The organism is Trinickia caryophylli, from assembly GCF_034424545.1.
Classification (GTDB): Bacteria; Pseudomonadota; Gammaproteobacteria; order Burkholderiales; family Burkholderiaceae; genus Trinickia; species Trinickia caryophylli.
In genome coordinates, this window is the sequence record NZ_CP139970.1 from 466,336 (window position 1) to 484,243 (window position 17,908).

The window sequence follows — 17,908 nt, forward strand, 5'->3', positions numbered from 1 at the left end:
ATGCGCGCGCTCTCGAACGTCTACCGCCTCGGCGTGAAAGAACTCTGGAGCCTGCTGCGCGACCCGGTGCTGCTCGTGCTGATCGGCTACACGTTCACGGCTTCCGTCTACTTCGCCGCGACTGCGGAGCCCGATACGCTGCACATGGCGCCGATCGCGATCGTCGACGAAGATGCCTCGCCGCTTTCCGCGCGCATCGCGGCCGCATTCTTTCCGCCGCAGTTCAAAACGCCGCAGCTCATCACCCATGCGGAAGTCGACCGCGGGCTCGATACCGGCCGGTACACGTTCGCGCTCGATATTCCGCCGGACTTCCAGCGCGACGTTCTGGCTGGCCGGCCGGCACAGGTCCAGCTCAACGTGGACGCGACGCGCATGAGCCAGGCGTTCACGGGCAGCACCTACATTCAGCAGATCGTGAGCGGGGAAGTGGACGAATTTTCGCGCCGCTATCGCAGCAACGCGGCCTTGCCCGTCGATCTCGCGCTGCATACGCGCTTCAACCCGAATCTGGAGCGCGCGTGGTTCGGCTCGGTCATGGAGATCATCAACAACGTCACGATGTTATCGATCATTCTGACGGGCGCGGCACTGATTCGCGAGCGCGAGCACGGCACGATCGAGCATCTGCTCGTCATGCCCGTCACACCGGGCGAGATCATGGTGGCGAAGATCTGGTCGATGGGATTCGTCGTGCTGCTCGCGGCAGCTCTCTCGCTCGCCCTGGTCGTGCGGGCGGCACTCGACGTGCCGATCGAAGGGTCGGTTGCACTGTTCATGGCCGGAGCCGCGCTGCATCTGTTCGCGACGACCTCGATGGGCATTTACATGGCGACGCTTGCACGCAGCATGCCGCAGTTCGGCATGCTCGTCGTGCTCGTCATGCTACCGCTCGAATTGCTTTCGGGCAGTCTCACGCCGCGCGAAAGCATGCCGCGGATCGTGCAGGACATCATGCTCGCGGCACCGACCACGCACTTCGTCGAGCTGAGCCAGGCCATCCTGTATCGCGGTGCATCCTTCGGCGCCGTCTGGCAGTCGTTCGTCGCGCTGCTCGCCATCGGCTCCGTGCTGTTCCTGTTGTCGTTACGCCGTTTTCGCTCCGCGATCAGGCAAATGGCGTAACGATCCTCCGGCCGGAGCATTCTTATCCGCATTTATCCGCGCGCCTTCCTTTGTATCGGGTCGAACGACGGCGAAAAGGGTCGGACGCGTGACTTCAACTCGCGTATTCCCCGTTCAAGGGATTCCGATTCGCGACGTAAACAGAAGTAGAGCGAATTTTTCGAGCAAACTTCACCGTGATTCCGGCCCTTTTGCCGAAGCTTGGCGCACGCCTGCGCCAAGCTTCGTCCCGTTTCGACGTGAAGCGCGCGATCGGCTTTCATTGGACCTTTCCGCTATTCTCGGCAGTACTGATCGTGCTCGTCTGGGCAGTCACGCTTCATCTTATCGGGCTCGATCGCGCGCGCGCGTCGAATGCCGCGCGCGATTCGACGCGCATGCAGGCCGACATCTATGAAGCGCAGTTCACGCACAAGCTCGGCGCAATCGACGGGAAGCTAAAAACGATCCGCTATGCAGCGGCACTCAAGGGTGACAACGGCGCACTCGTCGATCTGACGCGTCAGCGGCTTTTACCGACCCAGCCCGAATTCGCAATCGGCATTGTGGACCGCAACGGCCGCCTCGTGGCAAGCACGCAAACGCATGCGATGGACGATCTCACGGGCCGGCCAGCGTTCGAGCGCCTGCGCCACGACGAAGCCGACCGCATCGTACTCGCCTACGAATCGGCGCGCGCCCGGCTGCTTTTCATGCGCCGTCTCACCGCCGACGGTTCGTTCGCCGGCGCAGCCGTCATCTCGGTTGACGCGCGCTATTTCGTGGGCGATTACGACGCGGCCCGCTTCGGTCGCGCCGGCATGCTGGCGCTGGTCGAGACGGACGGCACGCTCGTCATCGAGCGTGTCGGCGAGCGCATGCGTTCCGGCGTTCATGTGAACTATGCCGAGCTGGAAGAACGTATTGGCCAAAGCCCGCAGGCGCGCGACGCCCCGTGGATCACACCGTGGGACGGCATCGTGCGCTACGCCGACGTGCGGGCCGTACGGGGGCTGCCCCTCGCAATCGCAGTCGGCCTCTCGCGCGACGAGCAGCTCGCCGCCTGGCGCAGAAACTCGCGCGGGCGGCTCGAGGCAGCCGTCACCGCGAGCCTCATTCTGGCGCTCGCCGGCTGCGGACTCGGCCTGCTGACCTGGCAGCTCGCGCGGCAGCGGCACCGCGCACAGCGCGCGCGCGAAGCCTACCACGCAGCTTCCGAAGCGAGCCTCGACGCATTCTTCGTGCTGCGCAACCTGCGCGACGCGACGGGCCGCATTACCGATTTCGAACTCAGCGAGATCAATCGCCGCGGCATCGAACTGTGCGGCAAATCGAAGCAGACGCTCGTCGGCAGAACACTGAGCGGACTGCTGCCGCACGGGCGCGGGAATCCCGTCTTCGAAGACTGCCTCGGCGCGGCGCACGACAAAAGTGCCAGGGAGCGCGAGTGGGAAGCTTCGGGAAAGCGCACACACAAATGGCTCTATCGGCAGGTCGTCGGCGTCGAGGACGGCGTCGTGGTCATCGTGCGCGACATCACCGAGCGCAAGCGGGCCGAACTGCTCCGTACCGCGCAAGGCCGCGTGCTGGAGCTGATTGCCACGGGCACGCCGCTGCCGCTCATCCTCGCCGAACTGATCCACTTGGTGGAATCGCAGACGCACGAGATGGTCGGAGCGGTGCTCTTGCCCGACGCCGATACGCAGCATTTTCGCATCGCGGCCGGGCCTCACCTGCCGGCCCAGCATTCGCGCGCGCTCAAGACGCTCCAGTTCGGCGCCCACGCCAGCCCTTGTGGCCTCGCGCTGGCGAGCTTCGCCACCGTCGTTGTGGAGGACCTCGCGTGCGAGCAGCGGTGGCAGGATTATCGGGAACGGGTCACCTCGCTCGGACTGCGCGCGTGCTGGGCCCTGCCGATCATGTCGCAACTGGGTATTCCGCTCGGCGTACTGGCGATGTACGCGCGCCGCGCGTGCCGTCCGGCCGACACGGAGGCACAACTGCTCGCCGTCGCCACGCGCATCGCCGGCATCGCCATCGAGCGCGAACAGTCGGAGGAACGCATCCGCCATATGGCGACGCACGACGCGTTGACGGGGCTGCCCAACCGCACACTGCTCGGCGACCGTCTCGAGCAGGCGATCGCCCACGCGCAGCGCTACGCGCGGCAAGTGAGTGTCGTGTTCGTCGATCTCGACAACTTCAAGCTCATCAACGACAGCCTGGGCCACCAGGCCGGCGACGCACTGCTCGCCGCGGTCGCCCAGCGCATGCAGGCATCGCTGCGGGCGACCGATACCGTCGTGCGTTTGGGCGGCGACGAATTCGTAGTCGTGTTGTTCGACCAGGAACGAGGAGACGAATCGGTCGCACAAGTCCTCGAGCGGCTGCGCGCCAACATCGAGCGACCGCTCGAGCTCGGCGCGCAGACCGTATGCATGGCCTGCAGCATGGGCGTGGCCACCTACCCGCGCGACGGTACGACCTTACAGGCGCTGCTCGTGAATGCCGATGCGGCGATGTACCGCGCGAAGGAGGTCGGCCGCAACAATACGCAGTTCTATGCGCCGTCGATGAATGCCCAGTCCGGGCGCAAGCTCGTGCGCCTGGAAGCATTGCGCAATGCCGTGTCGAACGGTGAGCTCGTGCTGCTCTATCAGCCGCAGTTCGATTTGCGGTCGCGCCGCATGTTCGGCGTCGAGGCCCTGATCCGCTGGAACCACCCCGAATGGGGTCTGCTCCCGCCCGATCAGTTCATTCCGCTTGCCGAGGAAAGCGGACTCATCGTGCCGATCGGCAACTGGGTACTGAGCACGGCATGTCGCCAGAACAAGGTTTGGCAAGACGCCGGATTCCCGCCGATCACGATGTCGGTCAACATATCGGCTCGGCAGTTCCTCGAGCGCGATCTGGTCGAACGCGTCCGCCAAGTGTTGGACGAGACCGGGCTCGAGGCGAAGTACCTCGAACTCGAGCTGACCGAAAGTCTGCTCATGAGCAATCTCGACGATGCGATAGTCGCCATGCAGCGGCTACGCGACATCGGCGTCAATCTCGCCATCGACGATTTCGGCATCGGCTATTCGAGCCTCAGCGCGCTCAAGCACTTTCCCGTCGGACGGCTCAAGATCGACAAATCGTTCGTGCGCAATCTGCCCGAGGACGCGGACGACCGGACAATCGCGTTGTCGGTGATCTCGCTCGGTCACAAACTGAATTTGAAAGTGGTGGCGGAAGGCGTTGAAACGGCCGAACAGCTCGCATTCCTGCAGCACAACGAGTGCGATCAGATGCAGGGGTTCTTGCTGAGCAAGCCGATCGAGGCGAGCGAGGTCGTCAGGCTCTTCGCGGCCGAGCCGCTCGACCACGCGGCGCAGCCGGCCGGCGATGCGCTTGCGCCGTGAAGCCGTGCCAAGGCCAAGGCCAAGACCAAGACTGCGAAGCTGCGAAGGCGCCTGGAGCGAACCGCAGGGGAAACGGCCGCAGAAAAAAATAAAGCCCTGATTGCTCAGGGCTTCATTCTATTTTTCTGAACTGCTCGCCAACTTCGATTGGTTGGTGGTGGAGGTAAGCGGGATCGAACCGCTGACCTCTTGCATGCCATGCAAGCGCTCTCCCAGCTGAGCTATACCCCCGTTGCAGTACAGAAATGAGATTATAGAGAGCTGCTCAGACCTTGTAAATACCCTTTCTTCACTTTTCGGTCGATGCGCGAATCTCATACGTTCCTCGCGCATCGACGATGCGTCGACATCAGCCGGCGAGCCCTTTTTCGATCCGGCCCACGACGACCTCGCGCGGCAAAAGCGCGAGCACCGCGTCGATCGACGGTGTATGCGTCGTGCCGACGACGAGCAAACGAACCGGCATCGCGAGCTGCGGCATCTTGAGCTTGTGCGTACCCAGCGTCGCCTTCAACGCGGCGGCGATGCCTTCCTTGGTCCACTCCGCGGCGGCAAGCGCGGCAGCCAGCTCGGTGAGCGCGGGCCGTGCGGCATCGGTCAGATGCTGAGCGAGTGCCTCGGGCTCCGGTGCCGGCACGCGATAGAACATCGCCGCGTTCTCGACGATCTCCTTGATCGTCGAGGCGCGATCCTTCATCAGCGCGATGACGCCGTCAAGCGCGGGCCCGTTTGCGAGCGCGGCCTCGTCGATACCGAGCTCGGCGAAGAACGGCCGGGCAAGCTCGGCGAGCCGCGCATTGCCGGCTTCCTTGATGTAGTGATTGTTGAGCCAGTTAAGCTTGTTGTGGTCGTACTGCGCCGGCGACTTGCCGAGGTGTTCGAGGTTGAACCACTCGACGAATTGCTCCCGCGAAAAAATCTCGGCGTCTCCATGCGACCAGCCGAGCCGTGCAAGATAGTTGAGCACGGCCTCGGGCAGGTAGCCGGCATCGCGGTAGCCCATGACGCTCATGGCGCCGTGGCGCTTGCTCATCTTCTCGCCGGCTTCGTTGAGCACGGTCGGCAGGTGCGCGTAGACGGGCGGCTCGCCGCCAAGCGCACGCAGAATGTTGATTTGCCGCGGCGTATTGTTCACGTGGTCGTCACCGCGGATCACGTGCGTGATACGCATATCGAGATCGTCCACGACCACGCAGAAGTTGTAGGTGGGCGTGCCGTCGGGCCGCGCGATGACGAGATCGTCGAGCTCCTCGTTCGAGATCTCGACGCGGCCCTTGACCGCGTCGTCCCACGCCACTACACCCGTCAACGGATTCTTGAAGCGAATGACGGGCTGCACGCCCGCGGGCGGCTCGGGCAACGTCTTGCCCGGCTCCGGGCGCCACGTTCCGTCGTAGCGCGGCTTCTCGCCGGCCAAACGCTGCCGCTCGCGCAGTGCATCGAGTTCCTCGGTCGACATGTAGCACGGGTACGCGAGGCCCGCATCGAGCATTTGCGCCAGCACCTCGCGGTAGCGATCCATGCGCTGCATCTGCCGGTACGGGCCTTCGTCGAAATCGAGGCCGAGCCACGCCATGCCATCGAGGATCGCCTGCACCGCCTCCTCGGTCGAACGCTCCACGTCGGTATCCTCGATGCGCAGCACGAACGCTCCCTTCATCTTGCGCGCGAATGCCCACGGATAAAGGGCCGAACGAATATTGCCGAGATGGATGAAGCCGGTCGGGCTCGGTGCGAAGCGGGTACGGACGTTGGACATGAGCAGGTGTCAGGTGTCGCGCGGCAAGCGCGCAAGCGGGCGGACGAAAACGAAACCGCAATTATAACCGCCCTTAACCGCCCGGCCGGCGGCTGCCGCGGGCCGCCGTGCGCGGCCGCCCCGCCGCCCACCGACTCGCGGCCCCGTACGAAACGAAGGCATCCTCACCGCCGGCGCACTCCGTTTGCCTTATGATGTGCGCCGCGAGCCCGGCCTGCCGCCAGCCGTGTCGACCTGCAACGAGCGCAGCTGCCCGGCTTCGGCCCGCGCCGTCTCGGGCAGCACGCGCCCCAGCATGCGCGCACCTCGGGCATCGCATCGCTCTCGGAGATATCGTTGAAACCCTCTTCCCCTCGCCTGTCCCGCCGCAGCTTCTCCATCGCCTGCGCCTCCGCGCTCGTGAGCGCCTGCGCCTCGCCATCGAAGAACGGCGGTACGACCACCCCGGCCACGCCGCCCGTTGCCACCACGCCCGCGCGTCCGCTGCGCATCGCGTTCGCGCTCGGCGGAGGCGCCGCACGCGGCTTCGCGCATATCGGCGTCATCAAGGCGCTCGAAGCGCGGGGCGTGACGCCCGATCTGCTGTGCGGTACGAGTGCGGGGTCGGTCGTCGCCGCGCTCTATGCATCGGGCATGAACGGCATCGCCATCAACAAACTCGCACTGACGATGGATCAAGCGTCGATCAGCGATTGGGCCATGCCGTTTCGCGCCCGCGGTTTCCTGCAAGGCATCGCGCTGCAGAACTACATCAACACGACGCTCGGTAACCGCCCGATCGAGAAGATGGCGCGGCCGCTCGGCATCGTGGCCACCGATCTGCGCAACGGCCAGCCGATCCTCTTTCAGCGCGGCGATACCGGCACGGCCGTACGCGCCTCGTGCAGCGTGCCGTCGATTTTCGAACCCGTGAAGATCGGGGGGCATGAGTACGTCGACGGCGGGCTCGTGAGCCCCGTGCCGGCCGCGTTCGCGCGCAAGATGGGGGCCGACTTCGTGATCGCCGTCGACATCTCGGCGAACCCCGAGGCCGCGCTCACGCAAAGCTCGTTCGATATCCTGCTGCAGACGTTCACGATCATGGGTCAGACGATCAAGACCTACGAACTCGAGAAGTATGCCGACTTCGTCATCAAGCCGAATCTGGCCGCCATGAGCGGCAGCGACTTCTCTCAACGCAACGCGGCCATTCTGGCCGGCGAGGAAGCCGTCGCGCGCGTGTTCGGGCAACTCGAGCAAAAGCTGGCGGCCAGCCGCGCCCGCGTCGTCTGAAATGCCGAACAGCCGAACGCCGACAAGCCGTGTGCGCGGCCACAGGCCGCGCCGCTGCCGGGCGAGCGGGGGCGCCAGCCGGGCAAAGTCTGGCCCTGGGCGAATAACGCAAAAAAACCCGCCGCGTGAGTTCACACGCGGCGGGTTCGATCGTTCTTACCCTTGAAGACGCCCGAGACGGCTCAGTTGCCGGCGGTTGCGTCCATCGTCGCGCTTACGCGCTGACGCAGTTCTTCCGGTTTGAGCGGAACATGCGATTCGATACGGCGCGCGCCGGTGAAGCGCTTTTCCCAGTAGCGGTCGTCCATGTCGTCGACGCGAATCGTGCTGCCCGTCGAGGGCGAATGCACGAACTTGTTATCGCCGATATAAATGCCCACGTGGGAGAAGGTGCGGCGCATCGTATTGAAGAACACGAGATCGCCGGGCTTGAGTTCGCTCACGCGAACCTTCTCGCCCACACGGCTCATCTCTTCAGCGCGGCGCGGCAGCGCGAGGCCGAGCGTGTCCTGGAACACGTAGCGGACGAAACCGCTGCAATCGAGCCCGGAATCGGGGGAGTCGCCGCCCCAGCGGTAGCGCACGCCGATCATGTTGAGTGCGCCCACGACGACGTCGCCCGCCTTGCCAGCCATGCCCGAGAAAAAGGCCTTGGCACGACCGCCGCTCGTGGTCGGTGCGGTAGCAGACGAAGTATCGGAGGGCGAAACAGAGGAAAACGAGGTCGATTCGGCGCGGATGGCGGTGGCTGAGCTTTGCGACAACGTGTTCGCTTCATCGGCGAACGCACCGGCTGCTGCGCTCATCAAGACGCCAACGAACATTCCGGTGACGACGCGCGCGCAGGCCTTGGCAAAGTATCGGTGCTGCATCGGTCGGTAGGATTTGCTTAAGAATCAGGGGTTAAGCGAAAAGTTTGGACGATACTAGCCAGGATGTAACCAGTTGTCAAAACAAATTAAAAAAAACAATCGGGGTACCGTCATAATTGCTGCGAAACCCCTTGCATGCTGGCCGCGACGAGTCGTCGCGTATACGGATGCGATGGATCGGAGAATATTTTTCCGACGTCGCCTGTTTCCACGATCGCCCCCTCCTGCATGACCGCGACGCGGTGCGCCATCGCTCCGATCACCGCCAGGTCGTGGCTGATGAACACGAACGCCAGATTGTATTTGTGCTGCAGCGTGCTCAAGAGCGCAAGCACCTGCTGCTGGATCGACACGTCGAGCGCGCTCGTCGGTTCGTCCAGGACGAGCATGCTCGGCTCGAGCACGAGCGCTCGCGCGATGGCGATCCTTTGGCGCTGCCCGCCCGAGAACTCATGCGGATAGCGCGCGAGCGCCGAACGGTCCATCCCCACTTCGCGCAACATCGCGATCACCTTCTCGCGCCGGGCCGCCGCGCTCATTTGGGGCCGGTGCAGCGCCAGCCCTTCTCCGACGATGCGCTCGATGGTCTGGCGCGGCGAAAGGGAACTGAAGGGATCCTGAAACACCACCTGCATGTGCGAGCGCAGCGCACGCCGCTCGGCGCCCTGATAGCCATCGAGCGGCTTGCCCTGGAACGCGATCTGGCCGCCTGCCGTCCGCTGCAGGCCGAGCAGCGCCATGGCGAGCGTCGATTTACCCGAGCCCGATTCGCCGACGATGCCGAGCGTCTCGCCCTGTCGCACGGTCAGGCTCGCCGCCGAGACGGCCATGAAGCGGCCAGAGCGGAACCAACCGGCGATACCGGGCAGCGGCGTCGGATACGCGACGCTCACGTCGCGCGCCTCCAGTACGACCGGCGCGATCGGCAACACGGGTTGCACGGTCCGGCGCGGCCGGCTTTCGATGAGCCGTCGCGTATAAGGGTGCTGCGGGTCGCTGAAAATTTGCTCGGTGGGGCCGCTTTCCACCAGCACGCCCTGCTCCATGACAGCCACGCGCCCGGCAAAACGGCGCACGAGATTCAGGTCGTGCGTGATCAGCAGCACGGCCATGCCGCGCGAGCGCGCCTCTTCGCGCTGCAATTCCAGCAGCAGGTCGACGATCTGCTCGCGGATGGTCACGTCGAGCGCTGTCGTCGGCTCGTCGGCAAGCAGCAGACGGGGCCGGCAGGCGAGCGCCATCGCGATCATCGCGCGCTGCCGCTGGCCACCCGACAACTGATGCGGGTAGCTTTGCGCCCGCTGGGCGGGTTCCGCGATGCCCGTGCGCTCGAGCAACGCTACCGCGCGGCGGCGCGCCTCGGCCACGGCCACACCGTCGTGCGCGACGATCGTCTCCGCGATCTGCTCGCCCACGGTGTAAAGCGGATTTAACGCCGTCATCGGCTCCTGGAAGATCATCGCGATCTGCGAGCCCCGCAGCCCACGCATCTCGCGCTCGCTGATCGCGCTCAGATCCGTGCCTGCAAAGCGAATCGCCCCGCTCACCTCGGCATCGCGCAAAAGGCGCAGGATAGCCAGCGCGGTCACCGTTTTGCCGGAGCCCGATTCGCCGACGAGGGCCACGCGTTCGCCCCGAGCGATCTCGAGTGTGGCGTCGCGCACGGCCACGTGCTCGCCGAAGGCAACGCGCAAGCCCTCGATCGACAGCAGCGGCTCGGACGAGGTATCGCGCTCGGGCACGCCTGGCGGCATGGCGGCGGCGCTCATTGGTTGCCTCCGGCGCGCATGGCATCGGCGATGCGTGTATCGAGCGCATTGCGCAGCGCATCGCCCATGAATGTAAGCAGCAGCAGCGTGGCGACGAGCACGCCGAACGTCGAAAGCGATATCCACCAGGCGTCGAGATTGGCCTTGCCTTCGGCCAGCAATTCGCCGAGGCTCGGCGTGGGCGGCGGCACGCCGAGGCCGAGAAAATCGAGACTCGTCAACGCGAGGATCGACCCGCTCATTCGGAACGGTAAAAACGTGATGACGGGCGTCAGGCTGTTCGGCAAGACGTGTCGCCAGATGATCTGCCAGTTGTTGAGCCCCATTGCACGCGCGGCGCGAACGTAGTCCTGGGTCCGGTTGCGCAGGCACTCGGCGCGCACGTAATCGGCCAGGCCAATCCAGCCGAACAGCGAGAGCAGCACGATGAGCAGCAAGAAGCTCGGCTCGAAAATCGAGGCGAAGATGATGAGCAGATAAAGCTCGGGCATCGCGCTCCAGATTTCGATGAGGCGCTGCCCCACGATATCGATGCGTCCGCCGAAATAGCCCTGCACTGCGCCCGCCAGAATGCCGAGCACGCTGCCGATCAGCGTGAGGATCAGCCCGAACTCCACCGAGATGCGAAAGCCGTAGAGCAGGCGCGCGAATACGTCGCGGCCCTGCTGATCCGTGCCGAGCCAGTTCTCGCGCGAGGGCGGCGCGGGGTTCGGCGCCTTCGAGAAATAGTTCAGCGTGTCGTAGTAATAGCGGTTGGGCGGATAGAGCGCGAAATTGCCCGGCAGTTCGAAGCGGCGGCGCACATCCGGGTCGAGGTAGTCGGCCGGTGTCGGGAAGTCGCCGCCGAACGTCGTTTCGGCATACGTCTTCACGAGCGGGAAATAGAATGTGCCGTCGTAGCGCACGACGAGCGGCTTGTCGTTCGACCAAAGCGGCCCGGCGAGGCTCGCGGCGAACGCCACCAGGAAAATGACGAGGCTCGCGAAGCCGAGCCGCTGCGCGCAAAAGCGCCGCCAGATGCGGCGCATGGGCGACGGCGAGGCAAACGCATCGGCAATGTCGCCGCGCGGCTCGGCGTCGCTTCCCGTATGCGGACGGGCTCGGCTCATCAGCGCTCCAGTTGTTCGAATTGAATGCGCGGATCGACCCAGACGTAGCAGAGGTCGGAGACCAGCTTCGTCGCGAGCCCGATCAGCGTGAAGAGATAAAGCGTGCCGAGCACGACCGGATAGTCGCGCCGCACGACCGACTCGTACGACAGCAAACCAAGGCCATCGAGCGAGAAAAGCGTCTCGATCAGCAGGCTGCCCGTGAAAAAGGCGCCGATGAACGCTGCCGGGAAGCCGACCACGAGCGGCAGCATCGCATTGCGAAAGATGTGCTTCCAGAGCACCCGCTTTTCGCTGAGCCCCTTGGCGCGTGCCGTCAGCACGTATTGCTTTTTGATTTCGTCGAGAAAGGCGTTTTTCGTGAGCATCGTGACGACGGCGAAGCTGCCCACCACCGAGGCCGTGACCGGCAGCGCGATGTGCCAAAGATAGTCGGCCACCTTGGCGAGCGGCGAGAGCTGCGCGAAATTGTCGGAAACGAGGCCGCGCAACGGGAAGATCTGCAAAAAGGTCCCGCCGCCGAAGAGCACGAGCAGCAGCACGCCGAGCACGAAGCCCGGAATGGCATAGCCGACGAGCACGACGAGGCTCGAGGCGACGTCGAACGGGGAGCCGTTGCGAACGGCCTTGGCAATGCCGAGCGGGACCGATATCAGATAGGTGAGAAAGAACGTCCACAGGCCGATGCTGATCGATACGGGCAGCTTCGAAACGACGAGCGACCAAACGCTGCGATGATGGAAATAGCTCTGGCCGAGATCGAAGCGCGCGAAACGCGCGAGCATGAGTCCATAGCGCGTGAGCGGCGGCTTGTCGAAGCCGTAAAGCGCCTTCAACTGGGCGATCTGCTGGGCATCGACGCCGTTGTGCGCGCGCAGGCCGAAGGGCGGCGACTGCCCTTCCTGCGCCGCGCCCTTGCGCAGCTCATAGGCGGCCTGCTCCACGGGGCCGCCCGGCACGAACTGGATAACGACGAAAGTCACCGTCAGTACGCCGACGAGCGTCGGAATCATCAGCAGCAGCCGTTTGAGAATGTAAGCCCACATCAGCGTCTCGCCTCGTCGATTGCATGGTCGTGCGCACTCATCGTGCATTCACCGCGCGTTCACCGGCGCACCTGCCTGCGAAGCAGCGGGCGGCGCCCACCACCAGGTCGATACGATCCAGTCCTCGGCCGAATAGTACAGCGGGAGCCTGCCCGGGTAGCGCAGCTCGCGCTTGTAGGCCACGCGGTGCGTGGTGCTGTACCACTGCGGAATGATGTAGCAGCCGTTGATCAGCACGCGATCGAGTGCCCGTGCCGCGCTCACGAGTTCGTCTTTCGTCTGCGCGTGCACGAGCGAGCGCAGCAACGCGTCGACGGCCGGCGACTTGAGGCCCGACATGTTGTCGGAGCCCTCCTGGTCCGCCGACTGGCTGCCGAAGCGGGACACCTGTTCCACGCCCGGCACCTGCGTGCCCAGGTACCGCATGATCGTCATGTCGAAATCGAAGGCGTCGTAGCGCTTTTGGATCAGCGCAAAATCGACGACGCGGTACGACGCGCGAATGCCGAGCTTGGCGAGGTTGCGCATATAGGCCGTGATGACGGGCTCCATGGCCGCGCCCTGCCCCGAGTCCTCGAGGATCTCGAATGCGAACGGCTGGCCCTTCGCATTGCGCAGCGCACCGTCGCGGTAAGTCCAGCCGGCTTGCGCCAGCAATGCGCGCGCCTCGATCAGATTGGCGCGCAACGAGTTCGGCGGATCGGTGCTCGGCTGTGCCGGCATGGGCCCGAACACGGCCGGATCCAGTTGCGCACGCAACGGTTCGAGCCGCGCGAGCTCGCCCGGCGTGGGGCTCCCCTTCGCCTGCAGTTCACTGTCGGCGAAATAGCTGTCGAGCCGCGTGTACGCACCGAAGAAAAGCCTGCTGTTGAGCCACTCGAAGTCGAATGCGAGGTCGAGCGCGCGGCGCACGCGCACATCCTGGAACAGCGGCCGGCGCAGATTCATGACGAAGCCCTGCATCCCCGCGCCATTGTGCTGTCGAAACTCGCGCTTGACGAGCTCGCCGCTGTCGAAGCGCTTGCCGACATCGCGCCGCGCCCAGTTGCGCGCGATGTACTCGACGAGCGCATCGTACTCGCCGGCCTTGAACGCTTCGAGGCGCGCCGTGCCGTCTCCATAGAGCTTGTAGACGATGCGCTCGAAGTTGTTGGTGCCGACGCGCACGGGCAGCGCCGCGCCCCAATAAGACGGGTCGCGCCGGTAGGTGATCGTATGGCCCCCATCGTAATGCTCGATCAGATAAGGGCCGCTGCCGATGGGCGTCTCGAAGGCGAGCTGATCGAACGCAACGTGCGAGCCATCCGGGCGCAGCCCCCACTTGCGCGAGAACACCGGCATGCCGCCCGCGATCAGCGGCAACTCGCGGTTGGCCTGCCGGAATTCGAAGCGGATCGTGGCACGGTCCACCGCGACCGCGCGCACGATGTCGGCGAAGTAAGCGGCATACTGCGGCGCGGCCTTGCGGCTTTTCAACGTGTCGAAGGAATACTTGACGTCGTCGGCCGTCACCGGGTCGCCGTTCGAAAACCGTGCACGCGCGTTGATGTGGAAAGTGACCGACAGTCGGTCGGGCGCGATGCGGATGTCGTCGGCGAGCAACCCGTAAGCCGAGGCCACCTCGTCCGAGCTACCCGTGGTCAGGCTTTCGAACAGCATCCCGATACCCGGTGCGACGTTGCCGCGCATCGTGAACGGATTGAATTTGTCGAAGCTCGTCAAACGGTTCGGGTTGGCCAGCACGAGCGTGCCGCCCTTAGGGGCGTCGGGGTTGACGTAATCGAAGTGCTTGAACCCCGGCGGGTATTTCGGCGTGCCGAATTGCGCGATCGCATAGGCGGCATGGGCCGGTGACGGTGCACCGAACCAGCACACGCAGCATAGGGCAAGCAGCGCACGCAGCGTGGCGGTCCGTCGCGAAGGTTTCAGCATGGGCTCGTTCAGTCGGTCGGCAGTGGCATTGTCGCGATTCTAACGAAAAGCGACTCGTTGCCAACCCGCGTGCGCCCACGCTGGCCGCTAGAGTTCCCAGTCCTGCGGCAAATCGATCTGGCCGCGCCATCGTTCGAGGTTATCCGGGTCGCTCGTCTCCGACCTCGTCATCTCCTTCGCGATGAACTTGTGGATGGTCGGCACGCCGTTCCGAGTCTCGAGTACCTGTGTGGCCCGCACTCTGGGGCTGCCGCCGGAAAAGCCCAGGTCGAAATGAACGACTCGCCGCCGGCTCGGCCCCACCGCCAGACTTTCGCCGGCGCCGCCCCGGTTGCCGCCGCGCACGCCCATGCCCGGTCGGTCCGCGATGCGAGAATCCCACTCGAAGCCGTTGCGGGCGATCCAATGCTTCGCGTCTTTTTCACTCGCGGTGCGACGCAGATCGACGGGTGCCTTCCTATCGTCCTTCGCAGCGGTATGACGAAACTCGTTCCAATCCCTGAACGTGCGCGACGCTCGATGCCTTTGATACATGTCCGCGATGACATCGCCCCGATGCCTCCATCGATCGTCGAGCGCGTCGTACTCGAACCACTCGATCCGTTCGTTCCACTGCAGCGTGGGGCAATCGATGCCGTCGTCGGACGCGGAGCCAAACCCGCGCGACAAGACCTTGACCCGGGCGACAAACGCGAATACATGCCCGAATGGGCTCTCATTCGCGTTGCCGTACGGCTTGATATCCCCGATCGCGGTCCGCACAACCGTCATTCGCGCTTTCATCGCACTCCCTGAAGGGCGCCGCCGACGCATCCGTCCGCTTGTCGGCATGCCATGCCCGGCATGCTCTCGTTCGCTTCCGGCTGCGTCAACTACAAAGCCTGAACACGACCGGGCCGCGAGCGCACATACCGACCGAAAGCGGGCATGTGGATGGGCATGGGACGCATGGGTGGCAGGCATGTTACCCGCGCCCCACCGGAGGCTGGCTCTGGAGGTCTGCTAAACTGGAGCGTTATGCGTATTCGTACGCGCCCTGTTGTCAAGTTGCCACGATCGCCAGGACCGGAGCCGTTCCGGGTCCTGCACGGCGCCCCACACGCGAGTCGCGTCGGCCGTGCACGGCACCGCTCACATAGGAGAATTCATGGGCTTTCTCGCTGGAAAACGCATTCTGCTGACCGGTCTGCTCTCGAACCGCTCGATTGCTTACGGTATCGCGCAAGCCTGCAGGCGCGAAGGCGCCGAGCTCGCGTTCACGTACGTGGGCGAGCGCTTCAAGGACCGCATTACCGAGTTCGCCGCCGAATTCGACAGCGAACTCGTCTTTCCATGCGACGTCGCCGAGGATGCCCAGATCGAAGCGCTCTTCGCTTCCCTCAAAACGCATTGGGACACGATCGACGGGCTCGTGCACTCGATCGGCTTCGCGCCGCGCGAGGCGATCGCAGGCGACTTCCTCGACGGCATGACGCGCGAAAACTTCCGCATCGCCCATGACATCTCGGCATACAGCTTCCCCGCGCTTGCGAAGGCTGCCCTGCCGATGCTCTCCGACAACGCGTCGCTTCTTACGCTTTCTTACCTCGGCGCCGAGAAGGTCATTCCGAACTACAACACCATGGGCATCGCGAAAGCGGCGCTCGAGGCCTGCGTGCGCTACATGGCCGGCTCGCTCGGCGCGCGCGGCGTTCGCGTGAACGGCATTTCGGCCGGCCCGATCAAGACGCTCGCGGCGAGCGGCATCAAAAGCTTCGGCAAGATCCTCGAGTTCGTCGAGCAGAATGCGCCGCTCAAGCGCAACGTGACGATCGAACAAGTCGGCAATACCGCCGCATTCCTGCTCTCCGATCTGTCGAGCGGCGTGACGGCAGAGATCCTCCATGTCGACAGCGGCTTTCACGCTGTAATCGGCGGCATGACGGCAGGCGCAACGGAGTAAGGCCAGCCGATCCAGGTTAGCGGGATACGAAAACGCCCACCGGTCACAACAACCGGCGGGCGTTTTTCCATGTTCGGCAATGGCAGCCCGGCCTTGACGCTGATGCTATGTAGCCTGGACGCCGAGGACCCGGCGCCTGTTGCGCCGTATCAGTGCCAGCCGCGGCCGTGGCCATGTTCGTGACCCGGCGGCGGCCCCCAGCCCGGGCGGCCATGATGACGATACCAATCCTCGCGCGCCCAGTAGCGGCGCCCATCCCAGTACCGGTCGCCATACCAGCCCACGACAAGCGCGGGCGCGGGTGCGTAGACGACGGGCGGCGGGGGCGGCGGTACATAAACCGGCGCAGGTGCGACGTACACGGGCGCGGGTACGCCGATGTTTACTCCGACATTGACGCCGGCCATCGCCGCGCCCGATACACCGAACGCGACGGCCGCGGCCAGACCAGAAAGAATGCGTGCGTGTTTCTTCATGACAACGTATCCGTCCAACGGTAATTCGTTGGAGCGAATGTTACCGCAGCATCGATTCCGGCATATTTCATACTTGTAACTGTTGCTGCACGATATGGCAGCCCCCGTACGTAGCGGCCCAAAGTCCTGTCAGGCAACCGCAGGGTCGCCAAAACGCGCCTAGCCGGCAATGAAGCGCTCGTCGAGCGCCGCCAGCGCAAAGCGCCTCACATGCTCGACGAACGAGCGTGTCAGCAGCGCCGGCGGCCGTTGGGAAGGTGTCAGCACCGAGAAATCCGTCACGAGCAGCGGTTCGAAAGGCTTGAATACGACGCCACGGCCCCGATAGCTCCAGGCGGTGATCGCGTCGATCAGGGACACGCCCGCCCCCGCCTCCACGAACGCGCAGATCGACTGCGATACCTGCGTCTCCAACTGCAGTTTGACCGGCACCCCATGCGCCGCGAAAAGCGCATCGATCTGCAGCCGCGAATCGAGCGTGCGCGGGTGTGCCACGAAGCGTTCGCCCGCAAGATCCTGCGGGCGGATCGTATCGCGCGCGCATAGCCGGTGGCCCACCGGCATCGCGCAGACCATACGCGTCGAGATCAGCCGCTCCCCATGCGCGCTCGGGTGATTCATCGCCAGAATCGCGATCCCGACGTCGCAGCGCTGGCCGACCACCATGTCGACCACCGTGCGCGACGAATGAACGAGCAGCGAAACGTTCGCTTCCACATGCGTGCCCAGGTAATCGGCGATCGCATGCGGAAGGAACGCCAACGCAATGGCGGGCGCAGCCGCCACCTGCAGCGTGCCGCGCTGCAATGCACGGATTTCGTCCGCCGCGCGCGCAATGCGATCGAGGCCGACCAGCGAGCGCTGCACTTCCTCGTAAAGCGCCTGCGCCTCGACAGTCGGATGAAGCCGCCCCTTCACGCGCTCGAATAGGGCAAACCCCAAGGACTGCTCCAGATCGGCGATGAGCCGCGTCGTGGCGGGCTGCGAAATATGCAGCATCTCGCTTGCGCGCGTGACGGTCTGGCAAAGCATGACGGCGCGAAACGCCTCCAACTGACGCAGTTTCATCGCAGAACACTCCATAACGGAATGTTATTGTCTTCCCAAAAAAAACGATTTTCCAACTGTTTTTGGTCTTTCTATCGTTCGATTCAACCTGAACGCCCAGGCCATACGCGTGCCGCGAACGCATAGCGTTTTGTGTTCGCACAGGCGCCCTTTTC

At 64.5% G+C, this 17,908-nt stretch carries 13 protein-coding genes and 1 tRNA gene; 4 read left to right on the plus strand and 10 right to left on the minus strand.

Going from position 1 to position 17,908, the window contains the following annotated elements; translation table 11 throughout:
• Positions 1-1,125 carry an ABC transporter permease gene (locus U0034_RS02065; RefSeq protein ID WP_085225972.1) on the plus strand — a complete coding sequence of 375 codons (1,125 nt, stop codon included), beginning with the start codon at positions 1-3 and terminating at the stop codon, positions 1,123-1,125.
• Between the two features lie 176 nt (positions 1,126-1,301).
• A complete protein-coding gene (locus tag U0034_RS02070) occupies positions 1,302-4,508 on the plus strand; it encodes a bifunctional diguanylate cyclase/phosphodiesterase (RefSeq protein ID WP_085225970.1) in 3,207 nt (1,068 codons plus the stop codon).
• Between the two features lie 155 nt (positions 4,509-4,663).
• Here U0034_RS02070 and U0034_RS02075 read toward each other — a convergent pair.
• Together U0034_RS02075 and gltX are read right to left on the minus strand one after the other, a co-directional pair.
• Positions 4,664-4,739: transfer RNA gene (locus U0034_RS02075), tRNA-Ala, on the minus strand.
• 118 nt (positions 4,740-4,857) lie between these two features.
• Positions 4,858-6,267 (minus strand): glutamate--tRNA ligase, encoded by a 1,410-nt coding sequence (gene gltX, locus U0034_RS02080; protein WP_085225968.1) that lies wholly within the window; start codon positions 6,265-6,267, stop codon positions 4,858-4,860.
• 336 nt (positions 6,268-6,603) lie between these two features.
• Here gltX and U0034_RS02085 point away from each other — a divergent pair, with 336 nt between their 5' ends.
• Positions 6,604-7,539, plus strand: coding sequence for a patatin-like phospholipase family protein (locus U0034_RS02085; protein ID WP_176072606.1), 936 nt, complete (start codon positions 6,604-6,606; stop codon positions 7,537-7,539).
• A gap of 182 nt (positions 7,540-7,721) precedes the next feature.
• On the opposite strand, the gene U0034_RS02090 is transcribed toward U0034_RS02085, so the two are convergent.
• From U0034_RS02090 to U0034_RS02115, 6 genes are all read right to left on the minus strand, one after another.
• Entirely contained in the window at positions 7,722-8,411 is a 690-nt protein-coding gene (locus tag U0034_RS02090; protein ID WP_085225964.1) for a C40 family peptidase, read from the minus strand.
• A gap of 110 nt (positions 8,412-8,521) precedes the next feature.
• Entirely contained in the window at positions 8,522-10,180 is a 1,659-nt protein-coding gene (locus U0034_RS02095; protein WP_085225962.1) for an ABC transporter ATP-binding protein, read from the minus strand.
• Positions 10,177-11,289 (minus strand): ABC transporter permease, encoded by a 1,113-nt coding sequence (locus U0034_RS02100; protein ID WP_085225960.1) that lies wholly within the window; start codon positions 11,287-11,289, stop codon positions 10,177-10,179. The genes U0034_RS02095 and U0034_RS02100 overlap by 4 nt, the downstream gene beginning before the upstream one ends.
• Entirely contained in the window at positions 11,289-12,335 is a 1,047-nt protein-coding gene (locus U0034_RS02105) for a microcin C ABC transporter permease YejB (protein ID WP_085225958.1), read from the minus strand. The genes U0034_RS02100 and U0034_RS02105 overlap by 1 nt, the downstream gene beginning before the upstream one ends.
• A 48-nt stretch (positions 12,336-12,383) precedes the next feature.
• Positions 12,384-14,267: an extracellular solute-binding protein gene (locus U0034_RS02110; protein ID WP_085225956.1), complete on the minus strand. Its 1,884-nt coding sequence runs from the start codon at positions 14,265-14,267 to the stop codon at positions 12,384-12,386.
• An 87-nt stretch (positions 14,268-14,354) separates the two neighbouring features.
• Complete coding sequence (locus U0034_RS02115) at positions 14,355-15,038, minus strand: hypothetical protein (RefSeq protein WP_085225954.1); 684 nt, start codon at positions 15,036-15,038, stop codon at positions 14,355-14,357.
• Between the two features lie 376 nt (positions 15,039-15,414).
• Between U0034_RS02115 and fabI the strand changes: the two genes are divergently transcribed.
• The gene (gene fabI, locus U0034_RS02120) at positions 15,415-16,209 is read left to right on the plus strand and encodes an enoyl-ACP reductase FabI (RefSeq protein WP_085225951.1); all 795 of its coding nucleotides are present in this window, start codon (positions 15,415-15,417) and stop codon (positions 16,207-16,209) included.
• A 149-nt stretch (positions 16,210-16,358) separates the two neighbouring features.
• Here the strand turns inward: fabI and U0034_RS02125 are convergent, their stop codons facing one another.
• Positions 16,359-16,685: a hypothetical protein gene (locus tag U0034_RS02125; protein ID WP_085225949.1), complete on the minus strand. Its 327-nt coding sequence runs from the start codon at positions 16,683-16,685 to the stop codon at positions 16,359-16,361.
• Between the two features lie 159 nt (positions 16,686-16,844).
• Positions 16,845-17,753 carry a LysR substrate-binding domain-containing protein gene (locus U0034_RS02130; protein WP_085226460.1) on the minus strand — a complete coding sequence of 303 codons (909 nt, stop codon included), beginning with the start codon at positions 17,751-17,753 and terminating at the stop codon, positions 16,845-16,847.
• Positions 17,754-17,908 lie beyond the last annotated feature (155 nt).

Bases quoted from the DNA above. Each gene is read 5' to 3' on its own strand.
- U0034_RS02100 (WP_085225960.1), bottom strand. From the start codon at position 11,289: ATGAGCCGAGCCCGTCCGCATACGGGAAGCGACGCCGAGCCGCGCGGC.
- U0034_RS02105 (WP_085225958.1), bottom strand. From the start codon at position 12,335: ATGTGGGCTTACATTCTCAAACGGCTGCTGCTGATGATTCCGACGCTC.
- U0034_RS02065 (WP_085225972.1), top strand. From the start codon at position 1: ATGCGCGCGCTCTCGAACGTCTACCGCCTCGGCGTGAAAGAACTCTGG.
- U0034_RS02095 (WP_085225962.1), bottom strand. From the start codon at position 10,180: ATGAGCGCCGCCGCCATGCCGCCAGGCGTGCCCGAGCGCGATACCTCG.
- U0034_RS02130 (WP_085226460.1), bottom strand. From the start codon at position 17,753: ATGAAACTGCGTCAGTTGGAGGCGTTTCGCGCCGTCATGCTTTGCCAG.
- U0034_RS02090 (WP_085225964.1), bottom strand. From the start codon at position 8,411: ATGCAGCACCGATACTTTGCCAAGGCCTGCGCGCGCGTCGTCACCGGA.
- gltX (WP_085225968.1), bottom strand. From the start codon at position 6,267: ATGTCCAACGTCCGTACCCGCTTCGCACCGAGCCCGACCGGCTTCATC.
- U0034_RS02110 (WP_085225956.1), bottom strand. From the start codon at position 14,267: ATGCTGAAACCTTCGCGACGGACCGCCACGCTGCGTGCGCTGCTTGCC.
- U0034_RS02125 (WP_085225949.1), bottom strand. From the start codon at position 16,685: ATGAAGAAACACGCACGCATTCTTTCTGGTCTGGCCGCGGCCGTCGCG.
- U0034_RS02115 (WP_085225954.1), bottom strand. From the start codon at position 15,038: ATGACGGTTGTGCGGACCGCGATCGGGGATATCAAGCCGTACGGCAAC.
- fabI (WP_085225951.1), top strand. From the start codon at position 15,415: ATGGGCTTTCTCGCTGGAAAACGCATTCTGCTGACCGGTCTGCTCTCG.